This window comes from Streptomyces djakartensis (assembly GCF_014651075.1).
In the GTDB taxonomy this organism is placed as follows: domain Bacteria; phylum Actinomycetota; class Actinomycetes; order Streptomycetales; family Streptomycetaceae; genus Streptomyces; species Streptomyces djakartensis.
On sequence record NZ_BMWE01000011.1, the window covers coordinates 234,020 to 249,710 of the forward strand.

Sequence of the window (15,691 nt, forward strand, 5' to 3'; positions counted from 1 at the left end):
CGCCGTGGCGCGGGAACCACTATACCCAACCTCGCTCCCGCGCGAGCCGCACCGCCGCATGCCGGTTCTCCGCCCCGAGCTTCGACACCGCCGACGACAGGTAGTTCCGCACGGTCCCCTGTGACAGCGCGGCCCGTTCCGCGATCTCCGCGACAGGGGCCCCGTCGGCCGCCAGCTCCAGCACCTCGGCCTCCCGCGCGGTCAGCGGCGAGTCCCCGGCGGCGATCGCGTCGGCGGCCAACTCCGGGTCGACGTAACGATTACCGGCGTGCACCGTGCGGATGATCTCCGCGAGCCGCTGCGCGCTCACGGTCTTCGGCACGAACCCCCGCGCCCCGGCCGCCAGCGCCCGTTTCAGATGCCCGGGCCGCCCGTGACTGGTGACGATGAGCACCTTGCAGGCGGGCAGTTCGGCACGCAGGCGTGTGGCGACCTTCACACCGTCGGCGCCGGGCATCTGGAGATCCAGCACCGCGACGTCGGGCTTGTGTGCCCGGGCCATGGCCAGCGCCTCCGGCCCGGTGGCCGCCTCGGCGACGACCACGAGGTCGTCCTCCATCGCCAGCAGCGCGGCGAGTGCCCCGCGGATGAGGTGCTCGTCGTCGGCGAGCAGCAGCCGTACGGGTTCCGCGGCGGTCATGGCGTGACCTCACTCACAGGCCGTGTGGAGGCGGTCGGGGGGCCGAGCCGGGCGGGGCGGATGGCGTCCGTGCCGGAGGGGCCGGACCCGGAGGGGGGCACGGCCTGAGACGGCAGAGGAATCTCCGCCGTAAGCCGGAACAGCCCCTGACCCGCGGGCCCTGCCTCCAGCGTCCCGTCGATCTCCGCGAGCCGTTCCCGCAGCCCGGCGAGCCCGGAGCCGGACCCGTTGTCCGTCGCGCCCTCGCTCGCTCCGTCGTTCTCCACGACTAACACCACACGTCCCTCCAGCACCCGCAGTCGCACCACACACCGCCGCGCGTCCCCGTGCCGCAGGACGTTCGTCACGGCCTCCCGCACCACCCATCCCAGGGCGGACTGCACCCCGGCCGGCAGCCCGGCTGCCGCCCCGCTCACCGTGCAGTCGATGCCGGCCGCGGCCAGCACCCCTTGCGCACCGGCCAGTTCGGAGCCGAGGTCGGCCTCCCGGTAGCCGCGGACGACCTCCCGCACTTCCCGCTGCGACTCCTGCGCGAGCCGCTGCACCTCGACCATCTGGTCCACGGCCTCGGGCCGCCCCCGCTGAGCCAGCTGCACGGCGAGCTCGCTCTTGAGCGCGATGACGGCGAGGTTGCGGCCCATGACGTCGTGCAGATCGCGCCCGAACCTCAGCCGTTCCTCGGCGACGGCGAGCCGGGTCCGGGTCTCGCGGGCCTCGTCGAGTTCGTAGACGGCGTTGAGCAGCCAGACCGAGAAGACGGCCGTGAAGGCGAGGAAAGAGCCGCCCGCCAGCACGATCAACGCCCTGAAGAACGCGGCGAGCGCGGAGGCGCCGAGAGCGAACGCCACCAGCCAGGCCCCCAGGGCGAATCCGCCCGCGATTGCGAACGTGCGCCGCCGGTCGCGGACGCCGAGCGCGATGATCCCCGGGCCGAAGATCAGAACGACCCCGAACATGGCGCCCGCGGCGCTGTCGGCGTCCTCACCGCGCGGTCCGTACTCGACGATGCCGATCGCCACGACCGAGACCGCGGCGGTGACGGCAGCCAGGGTCCACAGCAGTCCAAGCGGCTGTGGCCTGCGGCCACGCGTCCAGTCCAGCGCCCGGGACACGGTGGCGAAGCAGATCACGGCGTGCAGGGCCACCATGAGCAGCACCCAGACGCCGAGCCGTGGGCCCAGCGGGGCGACGGACGTGAGCCCGACGGTGCAGAACTCGATCATCGCGAATAAGTGGAACGACCACCGCGTGTACGTCTCGACCTTCTCCGGCGTGGTCTTGCGCCGCCACCACCTGCCCGGCCCCCGCATCAGCCCGTCCTTCCCCCTCCGGTCAACGCCGCGGTTCCCAGCGGAACCACCGCCGTACAGCAAACACCGACACCACGATCCAGGCCACCGCCGTGGCGACGGCGCCCAGCGTCTCGTTCGCCGAGAGGTCACCGGTCCAGCCGCCGCGCACCAGGGTGACCACGGGCGTCAGCGGCAGCAGCGCGCAGACGGAGGCCACCCGGTCCGGAAGCAGCTCCAGCGGGAAGAACATGCCCGAGCCCAGCATCGAGACGAGCATCAGCGGCATCGGCGTGACCTGGGCGCTCTCCCCGGTCCGGGTGAAGCTCGCGGTGACCGCGGCGAGGGCGGCGCACATCACGAGCCCCGACAGCAGTCCGAGGACCGCCAGATGAGGCGCCGACGGCGCGGACATGTCCAGCAGCAGTGCGCAGCCCGCCGCCAGCAGCAGGCACTGCGCCAGCCCGGTGAGGACGGCCGGCAGCGCGGAACCGGCCAGGATCTCGACGTCCCGCACCTCACCGGTGCGCAGCCGCTTGAGGACGAGTTCCTCACGCCGGACGACGAAGGTGCCGACGAGCACCGAGTAGACGGCGAACAGCAGGGAGAAGCCGACCGCCGCGGGCAGCACCAGGGTGCCGGTGTCCAGTCCGGCTTCGGCGAGGTCCATCTCCTGGGACGCCTGCGACGTGCTGACCGGCAGCACCAGCGGTACGAACAGCGCGGCGACCAGCGCGCCCCTGGTCCGCCCGAGCAGGGTCAGCTCGGCGCGGGCGAGCGCCGCCATCCGGCTCAGCGCGGTGGTCGCCGCCGGCACCGGGCGGGACGTCGGGTGGGTGGCGCTCATGCCGCGTACTCCTTCGTGCTCGTTCCCCTGGTTCGTTCCGCGGAGACCTCCTTGGCGATCCGGAGGAACGCCTCTTCCAGGGAGGCCGACCGCACGTCCAGGCGGCGCAGCTCGACCCGGGCCTGTGCCGCCCACATCAGCAGCCCGGTGGCCGTCCGCTGCGGTTCATGGGTGCTCAGCCGGATCATCCGGCCGTCGGTGTGGTGCCCGGCCACGCCCAGCTCGCCGAGCGGGGGAAGGTCACCGGCGAAGTAACCGTCGGGCAGTTCGAAGGAGATCCGGGACGGTTCGGTGGCGGTCACCTCGGCCGGGGTTCCGGTGGTGGCGAAGCGGCCCTCGTGCATGATCGCCAGCCGGTCGGCGAGATTCTCGGCCTCCTCCAGGTAGTGGGTGGTCAGCAGCACGGTCGTCCCGCCGTCGCGCAGCGCGCTCACCAACTCCCGGGTGTCCCGGCGGCCCTCGGCGTCCAGCCCGGTGGTCGGCTCGTCCAGGAAGAGCACCTCGGGGTCGCCGAGCAGCGCGAGTGCCAGGTCCAGCCGGCGCCGCTGCCCGCCGGACAGCTGCTTGACCCGGGTGCGGGCCTTCGACTCGAGCCCGACCAGCGCCAGCACCTCCGCCGGCGGCCGGGCTCCGCTGACGCACCCCGCCCACATCCGGGCGGTCTCCGCGACGGTCAGCTCGGAGGGGAACCCCCCTTCCTGGAGCATCACGCCGGTGCGGGGCCGTACGAGGGACCGCTCGGTGTACGGGTCGTGTCCGAGAACCCGTACCCGCCCGTCGGCCGGTGCGGCGAGCCCTTCCAGTAGTTCGACCGTGGACGTCTTGCCCGCGCCGTTGGTGCCCAGCAGGGCGAAGATCTCCCCGCGCCGTACGGAGAAGCTGATTCCGCGGACCGCCTCGAACCCGCCCCCGTACACCCGCCGCAGGTCAGTGACCTGAATCACGTGTTCGTGTCCGTAGGTTTCCATGCCCTCAGGGTTCCGTCTCCGCGGGGCCGGTCGCAGTGCGCGCTGTCATCACTAGGCATGACAAACGTCAGAAGGACCTCGGACGGGCGCTCGACAGAAACGAAAAGACCCCGGTCCTGATGGACCGGGGTCTCATTCCCGAGCGGACGACGAGGTTCGAACTCGCGACCTCAACCTTGGCAAGGTTGCGCTCTACCAACTGAGCTACGTCCGCATATGCCCCCGGCCAGCTTTCACCGACCGGTGCGAGCACCAGCCTACCTGATCCACAGCAGTGGCCGGTACGGCGGTGCAGAGCGGGTGACAGGAATCGCACACTGCGCCTACCCCCTGGAAGGGGGTTGTTCTACTACTAAACTACACCCGCACGTCTCCGTTGAGCTGGGCCTTTCGGCCTCGCCCCGCGGCGTGCTCCAGACTCTAGCTGATCAGCGGGGGTGCTGCGCAAGTCGGTTGCCGCGAGGGGTGGGTGACCGGCCGTCGGCCCAGGCTCACCGGGCCGTCACTGCGCGGCGGTGAACGCCTCGTAGACCTTCTTGGGGATGCGCCCGCGCGCGGGGACCTCCATCTTGTTGGACTGGGCCCAGGCGCGCACGGCCGACGGGTCGGGGGCGACCTCCGTCTGCCGGTACGCCCGGCCCGAGCGGGACCGCTTGCGGCCGGCCTCGACGTAGGGCGCGAGGGCCTTCCGCAGTTCGCCGGCGTTGACTTCGCTCAGGTCGATCTCGTACGACTTGCCGTCCAGTCCGAAGGCGATCGTTTCCGTCGCTTCCGAGCCGTCGATGTCGTCAAAGAGAGTGACCACGACCTTCTGCGCCACGAATATCGGTCCCTTCTTGCGGCACTTTGCCAATTAGTTTGTACAGTGCCCGGCAATGCATGGTGAAGCCCGACTAAATCCTCCCGCGTGTCCAAAATCAAGAGGGAGCGGAGCGACTTCTAACGAAGCGTGATGGCGGGAGACGGGTGGGCGCAATACCTTTCGGGCGTCGGTCCGGAATCTTTCCCGCAAATTTTCGCGTGTGCGCCCGTCGATGCCGGATCGTGATGACGGTCACGTAGATTCCTACAAGTCGACGCGCGTAGAAATTTTGTGCGGGTAGTCTGAAGGAACCTGCTCAGCACCACACACCGGGAGTGCCAGTGGCACGCGTCGTAGTCGACGTCATGCTCAAGCCGGAGATCCTCGACCCCCAGGGCCAGGCGGTGCAGCGCGCACTGCCGCGGCTGGGTTTCGACGGGATCTCGGACGTCCGCCAGGGAAAGCGTTTCGAACTGGAAGTTGACGGGCCGGTCGACGAGGCCGCCCTCGCCCGCATTCACGATCTTGCGGAGTCCTTCCTCGCGAACACCGTGATCGAGGACTTCACCGTCCGGGTCGAGGAAGCCGCGGAGGCCGTGAAGTGACCGCTCGTATTGGCGTCGTCACTTTTCCGGGCAGTCTGGACGACCGGGACACGCAGCGCGCGATCCGTCTCGCCGGGGCCGAGCCGGTCGCCCTGTGGCACAAGGACAAGGACCTCAAGCAGGTCGACGCCGTGGTGCTGTGCGGTGGCTTCTCCTACGGCGACTATCTGCGGGCCGGGGCCATCGCCCGTTTCTCGCCGGTGATGGAGCCCCTGCTGGAGCAGGCGAAGGCCGGTCTGCCGGTGCTCGGCATCTGCAACGGCTTCCAGATCCTCACCGAGGCACACCTGCTGCCCGGCACGATGCTGCGCAACGACCACCTGCACTTCATCTGCCGCGACCAGAAGCTGCGGGTGGAGAACGCCGAGACCGCCTGGACCACCGACTACACGGCCGGCCAGGAGATCCACATCCCGCTGAAGAACAACGACGGGCAGTACGTCGCCGACGAGCGCACCCTCGACGAGCTGGAGGCCGAGGGCCGGGTCGCCTTCCGGTACCTCGACTTCAACCCCAACGGCTCGCAGCGCGACATCGCGGGCGTCACCAACGCGGCCGGGAACGTCGTGGGCCTCATGCCGCACCCCGAGCACGCCGTCGAGCCGCTGATCGGCACCGGTCGCACCGACGGCCTCCCGTTCTTCACCTCGATCCTCAAGAAGCTGGTCAACGCATGAGCCGGACGCCTCTGGACACGGTCGAGCACGCGGCCGCGACCCCCGACGTCGAGCTGCCCTGGGCCGAACTCGGCCTGAAGAAGGACGAGTACGAGCGCGTGGTCGAGATCCTCGGCCGCCGGCCCACCGGGGCCGAGCTCGCCATGTACTCGGTGATGTGGTCGGAGCACTGCTCGTACAAGAGCAGCAAGGTCCACCTGCGCCAGTTCGGCGAGAAGGCCCCCCAGTCCGACGCGATGCTCGTCGGCATCGGCGAGAACGCCGGTGTCGTCGACGTCGGCCAGGGCTACGCGGTCACCTTCAAGGTCGAGTCGCACAACCACCCGTCGTACGTCGAGCCCTACCAGGGCGCGGCCACCGGTGTCGGCGGCATCGTCCGCGACATCATCGCGATGGGCGCGCGGCCGGTGGCCGTGGTCGACCCCCTGCGCTTCGGCGCCGCCGACCACCCCGACACCAAGCGCGTGCTGCCGGGCGTGGTCGCCGGCATCGGCGGCTACGGCAACTGCCTGGGTCTGCCCAACATCGGCGGTGAGGTCGTCTTCGACGCCTGCTACCAGGGCAACCCGCTGGTCAACGCCGGTGCCATCGGCGTGATGCGGCACGAGGACATCCACCTCGCGAAGGCGTCCGGCGCGGGCAACAAGGTCATCCTGTACGGCGCCCGGACCGGCGGTGACGGCATCGGCGGCGCCTCGATCCTCGCCTCCGAGACCTTCGACGACGCCAAGCCCTCGAAGCGCCCCGCCGTCCAGGTCGGCGACCCCTTCCAGGAGAAGCTCCTCATCGAGTGCACCCTGGAGGCGTTCAGGGAGAAGCTGGTCGTCGGCATCCAGGACCTCGGCGCGGCCGGCCTGTCCTGCGCCACGTCCGAGCTGGCGTCGAACGGCTCGGGCGGCATGCGCGTGACGCTCGACGACGTCCCGCTGCGCGACTCCACGCTCTCGCCCGAGGAGATCCTCATGAGCGAGTCGCAGGAACGCATGTGTGCGGTCGTCGAGCCGGAGAAGGTCGACCGCTTCCTGGAGATCTGCGAGAAGTGGGACGTCATCGCCACCGTCATCGGTGAGGTGACCGACGGCGACCGCCTGGAGATCTACTGGCACGGCGGCAAGATCGTCGACGTCGACCCGCGGACCGTGGCGCACGAGGGCCCGGTCTACGAGCGCCCGTACGCCCGCCCGTCCTGGCAGGACGAACTCCAGGCGGACGACGCCGGCAAGCTGCCGCGGCCGGCGACCTCCGAGGAGCTGAAGGACCAGGTCCTGAAGCTGGTCGGCTCCCCGAACCAGGCCTCCAAGTCGTGGATCACCAGCCAGTACGACCACTTCGTGCAGGGCAACACCGTCCTCGCCCAGCCCGAGGACTCCGGCATGATCCGGATCGACGAGGAGACCGGCCTGGGCGTGGCCATCGCCACGGACGGCAACGGCCGGTACGCCAAGCTGGACCCGTACCACGGCGCCCAGCTGGCCCTGGCCGAGGCGTACCGCAACGTCGCCACCACCGGCGCCAAGCCGCTCGCCGTCTCCGACTGCCTGAACTTCGGCTCGCCCGAGGACCCGGCGGTGATGTGGCAGTTCGCGGAGGCCGTGCGCGGTCTCGCGGACGCCTGCCAGCAGCTCGGCACCCCGGTGACCGGCGGCAACGTCTCGCTCTACAACCAGACCGGCGAGGCGGCCATCCACCCGACCCCGGTCGTGGCGGTCCTGGGCGTCATCGACGACGTCGCCCGCCGTACCCCGGTCGCCTTCCAGGAGGAGGGCCAGCTGCTCTACCTCCTCGGCGACACCCATGAGGAGTTCGGCGGCTCGGCCTGGTCCCAGGTCGTCCACGACCACCTCGGCGGTCTGCCGCCCAAGGTCGACCTGGAGCGTGAGCGGCTGCTGGCCGAGATCCTGATCTCCGCCTCCCGCGACGGCATGATCGACTCCGCGCACGACCTGTCCGACGGTGGTCTGATCCAGGCGGTCGTCGAGTCGGCCCTGCTGGGCGGCAAGGGCGCGCGCCTGATCGTCCCGGACGGTCTGGACGCCTTCACCTTCCTGTTCTCGGAGTCGGCCGGCCGCGCGGTCGTGGCGGTGCCGCGCTCCGAGGAGGTCCGCTTCAACGACATGTGCGGCGCGCGTGGCCTTCCGGCCACCCGCATCGGTGTCGTCGACGGCGACTCCCTGGACGTCCAGGGCGAGTTCACGCTCTCCCTGTCCGAGCTGCGCGAGGCACACGAGGGCACGATCCCGGCGCTGCTGGCGTAGACCGGCCGTCACGGAGCCCCCGCCCGATTCGTCGGGCGGGGGCTCCGTCGTGCCCGGAGGGAGCACCACACAGGGTCTTACACGCTATTACGTACTTACGTAAGATCGCGGGCATGGATCTGGAGCAGCGTGTCGCCGATCTCGAGCGCCGCGTCGCGGAGCTGGACGGCGCTCAGCGCGGCGCACCCCGCCTCGACGAGGGCGACTTCTGGGCGCTGAACGGACTGAAGGAGAAGCTGTCCGAACTGGACGCGGCCGACGGCGGCGTCCTCTACACCGGCTCGGTGACCCTGCCGACGGGTGAGGCCTACTCCTGGCAGATGGGTGCCCTCACGGAAGGCCTGCTGGAGGACGACTGGGCCACGGCCGCCGAGTCCTTCGCGGCCCTCGGTCACGCGGTCCGGCTCCGGCTCCTGCGCGAGATCCTCGGCGGCCGCCGCACCGCCGCCGAACTCGCCGGACTGGATGAGGTTGGCACGACCGGCCAGGTCTACCACCACCTGCGCCAGCTCACCGGCGCGGGCTGGCTGCAGACGACCGGCCGGGGCCGCTACGCGGTGCCGCCGGCCCGGGTCGTACCGCTGCTGGTCGCGCTGTCGACAACCCGCTCGTAGACCCCATGGACCCCGACCCGAATAGGGGAACAGAATGTCCGCCCGCAAGTTAGGCATGCTCACCTACCGAGGACTGCAGCTGACCTTCCTCGGCCTCGTGACCGCCCAAATCAGCCTCGGCTGGGACTACGCGGCATGGTGGAACCTCCTGCCCCTCGCCCTGGCCTACGCCGTCGTCACCGTCGGCAACCGGTGGGGCGGTGCCCCCGATAGCCCCCGCGTCGTCCCTGAAACCCTCGAGGTCGCCCCGCCCGTCACCGGCCGCTGGTCCGCCCTGAACAGCCCGGCCGACCGGACCCCGAGCCACGGCACCCACGCCCACGGCCAGACCTACGCCATCGACGTCGTCGCCGAGCGCACGCCGGGCGCCCGCCCCGCCTTCCGCTGGCTGTGGCCGATCGCCCGACGGCCCCAGGCCTTCCCGGCCTTCGGCGCCCCCCTCCTCGCGGTCGCCGACGGCACCGTCGTACGGGCCGCCGACGGGCATCGCGATCATCTGAGCCGCAACTCCCTCCTCGGGCTGCTGTACCTGATGCTCCTCGAGGGATCCGTGCGCGAGCTGGCGGGCGTCCACCGCATCCTCGGCAACCACGTCATCCTCGACCTCGGCAACGGCACCTACGCTGCTTACGCCCACCTCCAGCGCGGCTCCCTCACCGTCAGGGAGGGAGACCGCGTCCACGCCGGACAGCCGCTCGCCCGCTGCGGCAACTCCGGCAACTCTTCCGAGCCGCACCTGCACTTCCAGCTGATGGACGGCCCGGACCCGGACGCGGCCCGCGGCGTCCCCTTCACCTGGAGCGGCATCGGCGTGCCGCGCGACGGCGAGACCTTCGAAGCTCCGTCCACAGCCGTCGCCCTAGGCTGACGCCCATGCCCCCGGCCAGGAAACGCACCCGCAGCTACGACCCCGTCAAGACCCGCACGGCCGTGCTCGCGCAGTACGGACACGTCCGGGCCGGTGTCGCCACGCTCACCCCGGACCAGCTCGCCCTGCCCACCCGGCTGGGCGACTGGACGGTCCGGGAGCTGGTCGCGCACCTCGGCATGACCCTCGGGGCGGTCTCCGCCCTGCTCGGCCTGCCCGAGCCGTCCGAGCAGGACGGCACGCTGCTCGACTGGCCCTTCGCGATCGCCGCCGACGCACCGGCCATCGCCGCGCACGCCCGTGAGCTGGCCGAACGCCACCCGGACCCGGACGCCCACCTCGCCGCCGCGGAGGAACGCTTCACCGCCGACCTCGCCGCGCGCCCGGGCACCAGGCTGCTCCCCACCAGCGCGGGAGCCCTGCCCCTGGCCGACTACCTCGTCACCCGCACCGTCGAACTCGTCGTCCACACCGACGACCTCAACGCCGCTGTCCCCGGCCTGGACATCCCCTACGACCGTCAGGCCCTCGCCGCCTGCACCCGGCTGCTCGCCGACGCGCTGGCCGCGAAGGCGCCCGGCGGCTCGACGGAGGTGCGGGTGCCGCCGTACGCGGTGGTGCAGTGTGTCGAGGGGCCGAGGCACACCCGGGGCACCCCGCCCAACGTGGTCGAGACGGACCCGCTGACCTGGCTCCGGCTGGCGACCGGGCGGCTGACCTGGCAGCAGGCGGTCGAGGACGCGCACGTCAGCGCCAGTGGGGAGCGGGCGGACCTGTCGGCCTACCTGCCACTGATGGCATAAGGGGAACCGATCCCCCCGGGTCACCCGTCGAAGCGGCATGGACAGGCAGAAGCAGCGCATCACCCTGACGGCCGCGGCCATGCTCGTCCCGCTCATGGCGGCCTGTGGAGCTGAGCAGGCGGACGGCGGCAGCGCCTCGGTCGGTGCCGGCAAGCCGGTGACCGGCGTGCGGTGGAACGTGGACAGCGTCACCGCCGACGGCAGGACCCATGAGGCACCCGACGGCGCCCACATGACCATCGACAAGGGCCGGGCCGAGGGCAGCTTCGGCTGCAACGACTTCGGCGCCGAAGCCACCGTCGACGGCGACCGCGTCCGGCTCAGCAAGACCAGGGCCACCGAGATGGCGTGCGAGAACAAGCCCATGGCGTTCGAGGAGACCCTCGCACGCACGCTCTCCGACCAGGAGTTCAAAGCCAGGGTGGACGGCGACCGCCTCACCCTCACCACCGAGCAGGGGGACACCGTCCGCCTGACCGAGGCGAAGGACGCCCCGCTGAGCGGCACCAGGTGGACCGTCACGGCCCCGGAGGCCGACGGCCGCGCCCACCTCACCTTCGACGCGAGGAAGGGCACCGTCTCCGGCAGCCTCGGCTGCAACAAGGTGAACGCCGAGGCCACCGTGCGCGACCGCGATATCACCCTCGGCCCCCCGGCCACGACCCGAATGATGTGCGAAGACTCACTCATGGCCGACGAGAAGGCTCTGCTGCGTCTCTTCGACGGTGAGCTGAAATACCGCGTCGAACACCAAACCCTCACGCTGACCAGCGACAACGGCATGACGGTGCGAGCTGTCGCCGGGCAGTGACCCACGAAAAGTCCGGTATCCCCAATTCGGACCAGTGGGCGACCTCGCCTACACTCGGTGGCGTGCCACGTGGTGACGGACGACTCAACCACGACCTGCTCCCCGGCGAGAAGGGCCCCCAGGACGCTTGTGGCGTCTTCGGTGTCTGGGCTCCGGGCGAAGAGGTCGCCAAGCTCACGTACTTCGGGCTCTACGCCCTCCAGCATCGAGGCCAGGAATCCGCGGGAATCGCGGTCAGCAACGGCTCGCAGATCCTCGTCTTCAAGGACATGGGCCTGGTCTCCCAGGTCTTCGACGAGACCTCCCTCGGCTCGCTCCAGGGTCACATCGCGGTCGGTCACGCCCGCTACTCGACCACGGGTGCGTCCGTGTGGGAGAACGCCCAGCCGACGTTCCGCGCGACCGGGCACGGCTCCATCGCGCTCGGCCACAACGGCAACCTCGTCAACACCGCCCAGCTCGCCGAGATGGTCGCCGACCTGCCCAAGCAGGAGGGCCGCACCCCGCGCGTCGCGGCGACCAACGACACCGACCTGCTCACCGCGCTCCTCGCGGCCCAGACGGACGAGGACGGCAAGCCGCTGACCATCGAGGAGGCCGCGCACAGCATCCTCCCGCAGGTCAAGGGCGCCTTCTCCCTCGTCTTCATGGACGAGCACACCCTGTACGCGGCCCGCGACCCGCAGGGCATCCGCCCGCTGGTCCTCGGCCGGCTGGAGCGCGGCTGGGTCGTCGCCTCCGAGTCCGCGGCCCTCGACATCTGCGGCGCCAGCTTCGTCCGCGAGATCGAGCCGGGCGAGTTCGTCGCCATCGACGAGAACGGCCTGCGCAGCTCCCGCTTCGCGGACGCGAAGCCCAAGGGCTGTGTCTTCGAGTACGTGTACCTGGCCCGCCCGGACACCGACATCGCCGGCCGGAACGTCTACCTCTCCCGCGTGGAGATGGGCCGCCGCCTGGCCAAGGAGGCCCCGGTCGAGGCCGACCTGGTCATAGCGACCCCGGAGTCGGGCACCCCCGCCGCCATCGGTTACGCGGAGGCCTCCGGCATCCCCTTCGGCAACGGCCTGGTGAAGAACGCCTACGTGGGCCGTACGTTCATCCAGCCCTCGCAGACCATCCGCCAGCTGGGCATCCGCCTGAAGCTGAACCCGCTGAAGGAAGTCATCAAGGGCAAGCGCCTGGTCGTCGTCGACGACTCGATCGTGCGCGGCAACACCCAGCGCGCCCTGGTCCGCATGCTCCGCGAGGCGGGCGCCGCCGAGGTCCACATCCGGATCTCCTCGCCGCCCGTGAAGTGGCCCTGCTTCTTCGGCATCGACTTCGCCACCCGCGCCGAGCTCATCGCCAACGGCATGACCGTCGAAGAGATCGGCACCTCCATGGGCGCCGACTCCCTGGCGTACATCTCCATCGACGGCATGATCGAGGCGACCACCATCGCCAAGCCGAACCTGTGCCGCGCCTGCTTCGACGGCGAGTACCCGATGGACCTCCCGGACCCCGAGCTGCTGGGCAAGCAGCTCCTGGAGACCGAGCTGGCCGCCGGCCCGGCCGCCACGGCCGCCGCCGACGCGATCCGCCGCCCGTAGTCAGCCCGTATCACCTGCCGTACGACACGAAAGCTCTCACAGCCATGTCTGAGAACCCCAGTGCCGAGGGCGGCGCCAGCTACGCAGCCGCGGGCGTCGACATCGAAGCCGGCGACCGCGCCGTCGAACTCATGAAGGAGTGGGTGAAGAAGGCCCAGCGCCCCGAGGTCCTCGGCGGCCTCGGCGGCTTCGCCGGCCTCTTCGACGCCTCCGCCCTGAAGAACTACGAGCGGCCCCTGCTCGCCTCCGCCACGGACGGCGTCGGCACCAAGGTCGACATCGCCCGGCAGATGGGCATCTACGACTCCATCGGCCACGACCTGGTCGCCATGGTCATGGACGACATCGTGGTGTGCGGCGCCGAGCCGCTGTTCATGACCGACTACATCTGCGTCGGCAAGGTTCACCCCGAGCGGGTCGCCGCCATCGTCAAGGGCATCGCCGAGGGCTGTGTGCTGGCCGGCTGCGCCCTGGTCGGCGGTGAGACGGCCGAGCACCCGGGCCTGCTGGGCGAGGACGACTTCGACGTCGCCGGCGCCGGTACGGGCGTCGTGGAGGCCGACCGACTGCTCGGCGCGGATCGTATCCGGACGGGTGACGCGGTGATCGCCATGGCGTCCTCCGGTCTTCACTCGAACGGGTACTCCCTCGTCCGGCACGTCCTGCTGAACCAGGCCGGCCTCGCGCTGGACGCCCACATCGACGAGCTCGGCCGCACCCTCGGCGAGGAGCTGCTGGAGCCGACGAAGATCTACTCGCTGGACTGCCTGGCCCTGATGCGCACCACCGAGGTGCACGCCTTCAGCCACGTCACCGGCGGCGGACTCGCGGCCAACCTGGCCCGGGTCATCCCCGACGGCCTGCACGCGATCGTCGACCGCTCCACCTGGACCCCGGCCCCGATCTTCGACCTCGTCGGACGGACGGGCCAGGTCGAGCGCCTGGAGCTGGAGAAGACCCTCAACATGGGCGTCGGCATGATCGCGATCGTGCCGCAGGAGTCCGTGGACGTGGCCCTGGCGACCCTCGGCGACCGTGGTGTGGACGCCTGGGTGGCAGGCGAGATCACGGACCGGGGCGAGCACCCCACGGGTGCCGCCCTGATCGGTGACTACGCGAGCTGAGCACGGGGTCGTGACCTTGCGCGCAGCACAGAACCCGGTCGGTGACCGAAGTCCCCGACCGGGTGAGTGCTCAGTGCAAGGTCAAGCGCCGCGACGATGTTGTGAGGACTGGTCGTCCTCGTCGTCGTCGTCCTCGTAGAGGTCGGCGTACCGTGCGTACAGGTCGTCGTCCTCATCGTCTTCGAACGGCTCGCCGTTAGGCGGCTGCGGATTCGAAGGCGATGCACCCAGCTCCTCAGCCAGGCGTGAGAGGTCAGTCCCACCGCTGTTGTACTTCAGCTGGCGGGCGACCTTCGTCTGCTTGGCCTTGGCCCGGCCGCGCCCCATGGCTCGACCCCCTCAACGACGGGGCTCGACGGCCCCAGAGTCTTGACACGCGTTCATGGTCCGGCACGGACTCTCCGCGGAGAGACCGGTCCGTAGGGCTTCCACGGTACCTGAGCCCGCGCCCATACGATACGTCGCCCGCATGACGTGCCCGTGCCCAGGACCTTCGAGGCGCCCCGTCCTCGCTGGTCAACCGCGATTTTAACCACTTATCGGCGGTCGACCCGCCGGTAGAAGTGAGAGTTCTCTCTAACTGCCCACCGACGGGTACCGGCCAAACGTGCGAGGCCCTCGAAGCGGCGCCCGTCAGCGGGCCCGGCGCGCCGCGGCCGCGTCGTGCATCCGCTGCTCGGCGATCCGGTCGGCCGCGGCGGCCGGCGGAATGCCGTCTTCCTTCGCACGTGCGAATATGGCCAGCGTGGTGTCGAAGATCTTCGCCGCCTTCGCCTTGCACCGCTCGAAGTCGAAGCCGTGCAACTCGTCGGCCACCTGGATGACGCCGCCGGCGTTCACCACGTAGTCCGGCGCGTAGAGGATCCCGCGGTCGGCGAGGTCCTTCTCCACGCCCGGGTGGGCGAGCTGGTTGTTGGCGGCGCCGCAGACCACCTCGGCGGTCAGCACGGGAACGGTGTCGTCGTTCAGGGCGCCGCCCAGCGCGCAGGGGGCGTAGACGCCGAGACCGTCGACGCGGATCAGCTCGTCGGTGTCCCTGACCGCGACGACGTCGCGGTGCCGCTCGGTGATCCGCCGTACGGCTTCCTCGCGCACGTCCGTGACGAAGACCTCGGCGCCCTCCTTCACGAGGTGCTCCACCAGGTGGTGGCCGACCTTGCCGACGCCGGCGATGCCCACCCGCCTGGCCCGCAGCGACGGATCGCCCCACAGGTGCTGCGCGGAGGCCCGCATGCCCTGGTAGACGCCGTAGGCGGTGAGGACGGAGGAGTCCCCGGCGCCGCCGTTCTCCGGGGAGCGCCCGGTGGTCCAGCGGCACTCACGGGCCACGACGTCCATGTCGGCGACGTACGTGCCGACGTCGCAGGCGGTGACGTACCGGCCGCCGAGCGAGGCCACGAACCGGCCGTAGGCGAGGAGCAGCTCCTCGGTCTTGATCTTCTCCGGGTCACCGATGATCACGGCCTTGCCGCCGCCGTGGTCGAGACCGGCCATGGCGTTCTTGTACGACATGCCGCGGGCGAGGTTCAGCGCGTCGGCGACGGCCTCCGCCTCGTTCGCGTACGGGTAGAAGCGCGTACCGCCGAGCGCGGGGCCGAGGGCGGTGGAGTGCAGGGCGATGACGGCCTTGAGGCCGCTCGCGCGGTCCTGGCAGAGGACGACTTGCTCATGTCCCCCCTGGTCCGAGTGGAACAGGGTGTGCAGTACATCAGCAGGTACGCCGGTTACGTCGGTCACTGTGGTGACTCCTGAGTAGTTGCGGCGGGCGGAGACAGGGCTCCCGTGCGGGTGGCGGGAAC

At 70.6% G+C, this 15,691-nt stretch carries 16 protein-coding genes and 2 tRNA genes; 9 read left to right on the forward strand and 9 right to left on the reverse strand.

What is annotated here, in order from left to right:
* Positions 1-19: 19 nt before the first annotated feature.
* From IE212_RS20800 to IE212_RS20830, 7 genes are all read right to left on the reverse strand, one after another.
* Positions 20-640: a response regulator transcription factor gene (locus tag IE212_RS20800; protein ID WP_190199380.1), complete on the reverse strand. Its 621-nt coding sequence runs from the start codon at positions 638-640 to the stop codon at positions 20-22.
* Positions 637-1,950, reverse strand: a complete 1,314-nt coding sequence (locus IE212_RS20805; protein WP_190199381.1) for a sensor histidine kinase — start codon at positions 1,948-1,950, stop codon at positions 637-639. The genes IE212_RS20800 and IE212_RS20805 overlap by 4 nt, the downstream gene beginning before the upstream one ends.
* A 22-nt stretch (positions 1,951-1,972) precedes the next feature.
* The gene (locus IE212_RS20810; protein ID WP_190199382.1) at positions 1,973-2,776 is read right to left on the reverse strand and encodes an ABC transporter permease; all 804 of its coding nucleotides are present in this window, start codon (positions 2,774-2,776) and stop codon (positions 1,973-1,975) included.
* Positions 2,773-3,744 carry an ABC transporter ATP-binding protein gene (locus tag IE212_RS20815; RefSeq protein WP_190199383.1) on the reverse strand — a complete coding sequence of 324 codons (972 nt, stop codon included), beginning with the start codon at positions 3,742-3,744 and terminating at the stop codon, positions 2,773-2,775. The genes IE212_RS20810 and IE212_RS20815 overlap by 4 nt, the downstream gene beginning before the upstream one ends.
* 141 nt (positions 3,745-3,885) lie before the next feature.
* Positions 3,886-3,958: transfer RNA gene (locus IE212_RS20820), tRNA-Gly, on the reverse strand.
* A gap of 81 nt (positions 3,959-4,039) precedes the next feature.
* Positions 4,040-4,111: transfer RNA gene (locus tag IE212_RS20825), tRNA-Gly, on the reverse strand.
* A gap of 135 nt (positions 4,112-4,246) precedes the next feature.
* The gene (locus IE212_RS20830; RefSeq protein WP_190199384.1) at positions 4,247-4,564 is read right to left on the reverse strand and encodes a histone-like nucleoid-structuring protein Lsr2; all 318 of its coding nucleotides are present in this window, start codon (positions 4,562-4,564) and stop codon (positions 4,247-4,249) included.
* A gap of 323 nt (positions 4,565-4,887) precedes the next feature.
* Between IE212_RS20830 and purS the strand changes: the two genes are divergently transcribed.
* The 9 genes from purS (at position 4,888) to purM (ending at position 13,892) form a co-directional block, all read left to right on the forward strand.
* A complete protein-coding gene (purS, locus tag IE212_RS20835) occupies positions 4,888-5,151 on the forward strand; it encodes a phosphoribosylformylglycinamidine synthase subunit PurS (RefSeq protein ID WP_030897988.1) in 264 nt (87 codons plus the stop codon).
* On the forward strand, positions 5,148-5,828 hold the full coding sequence (gene purQ, locus IE212_RS20840) for a phosphoribosylformylglycinamidine synthase subunit PurQ (RefSeq protein ID WP_190199385.1): 681 nt from the start codon (positions 5,148-5,150) through the stop codon (positions 5,826-5,828). Before purS ends, purQ begins: the two co-directional genes overlap by 4 nt.
* A complete protein-coding gene (gene purL / locus IE212_RS20845; RefSeq protein WP_190199386.1) occupies positions 5,825-8,083 on the forward strand; it encodes a phosphoribosylformylglycinamidine synthase subunit PurL in 2,259 nt (752 codons plus the stop codon). The genes purQ and purL overlap by 4 nt, the downstream gene beginning before the upstream one ends.
* A 113-nt stretch (positions 8,084-8,196) precedes the next feature.
* The gene (locus IE212_RS20850) at positions 8,197-8,697 is read left to right on the forward strand and encodes an ArsR/SmtB family transcription factor (protein WP_190199387.1); all 501 of its coding nucleotides are present in this window, start codon (positions 8,197-8,199) and stop codon (positions 8,695-8,697) included.
* 34 nt (positions 8,698-8,731) lie between these two features.
* The gene (locus IE212_RS20855; protein WP_190199388.1) at positions 8,732-9,565 is read left to right on the forward strand and encodes a M23 family metallopeptidase; all 834 of its coding nucleotides are present in this window, start codon (positions 8,732-8,734) and stop codon (positions 9,563-9,565) included.
* Between the two features lie 5 nt (positions 9,566-9,570).
* Positions 9,571-10,368, forward strand: coding sequence for a maleylpyruvate isomerase family mycothiol-dependent enzyme (locus IE212_RS20860; RefSeq protein WP_190199389.1), 798 nt, complete (start codon positions 9,571-9,573; stop codon positions 10,366-10,368).
* Between the two features lie 37 nt (positions 10,369-10,405).
* Positions 10,406-11,179 carry an META domain-containing protein gene (locus IE212_RS20865; RefSeq protein ID WP_190199390.1) on the forward strand — a complete coding sequence of 258 codons (774 nt, stop codon included), beginning with the start codon at positions 10,406-10,408 and terminating at the stop codon, positions 11,177-11,179.
* Between the two features lie 62 nt (positions 11,180-11,241).
* Complete coding sequence (purF, locus tag IE212_RS20870) at positions 11,242-12,768, forward strand: amidophosphoribosyltransferase (RefSeq protein ID WP_190199391.1); 1,527 nt, start codon at positions 11,242-11,244, stop codon at positions 12,766-12,768.
* Between the two features lie 44 nt (positions 12,769-12,812).
* Positions 12,813-13,892, forward strand: a complete 1,080-nt coding sequence (purM, locus tag IE212_RS20875) for a phosphoribosylformylglycinamidine cyclo-ligase (protein WP_190199392.1) — start codon at positions 12,813-12,815, stop codon at positions 13,890-13,892.
* An 81-nt stretch (positions 13,893-13,973) separates the two neighbouring features.
* Here purM and IE212_RS20880 read toward each other — a convergent pair whose 3' ends face one another.
* Positions 13,974-14,219 (reverse strand): DUF3073 domain-containing protein, encoded by a 246-nt coding sequence (locus IE212_RS20880; RefSeq protein WP_030251636.1) that lies wholly within the window; start codon positions 14,217-14,219, stop codon positions 13,974-13,976.
* Positions 14,220-14,525: 306 nt separating this feature from the next.
* Positions 14,526-15,629: a Leu/Phe/Val dehydrogenase gene (locus IE212_RS20885; protein ID WP_190199393.1), complete on the reverse strand. Its 1,104-nt coding sequence runs from the start codon at positions 15,627-15,629 to the stop codon at positions 14,526-14,528.
* Between the last annotated feature and the right edge of the window lie 62 nt (positions 15,630-15,691).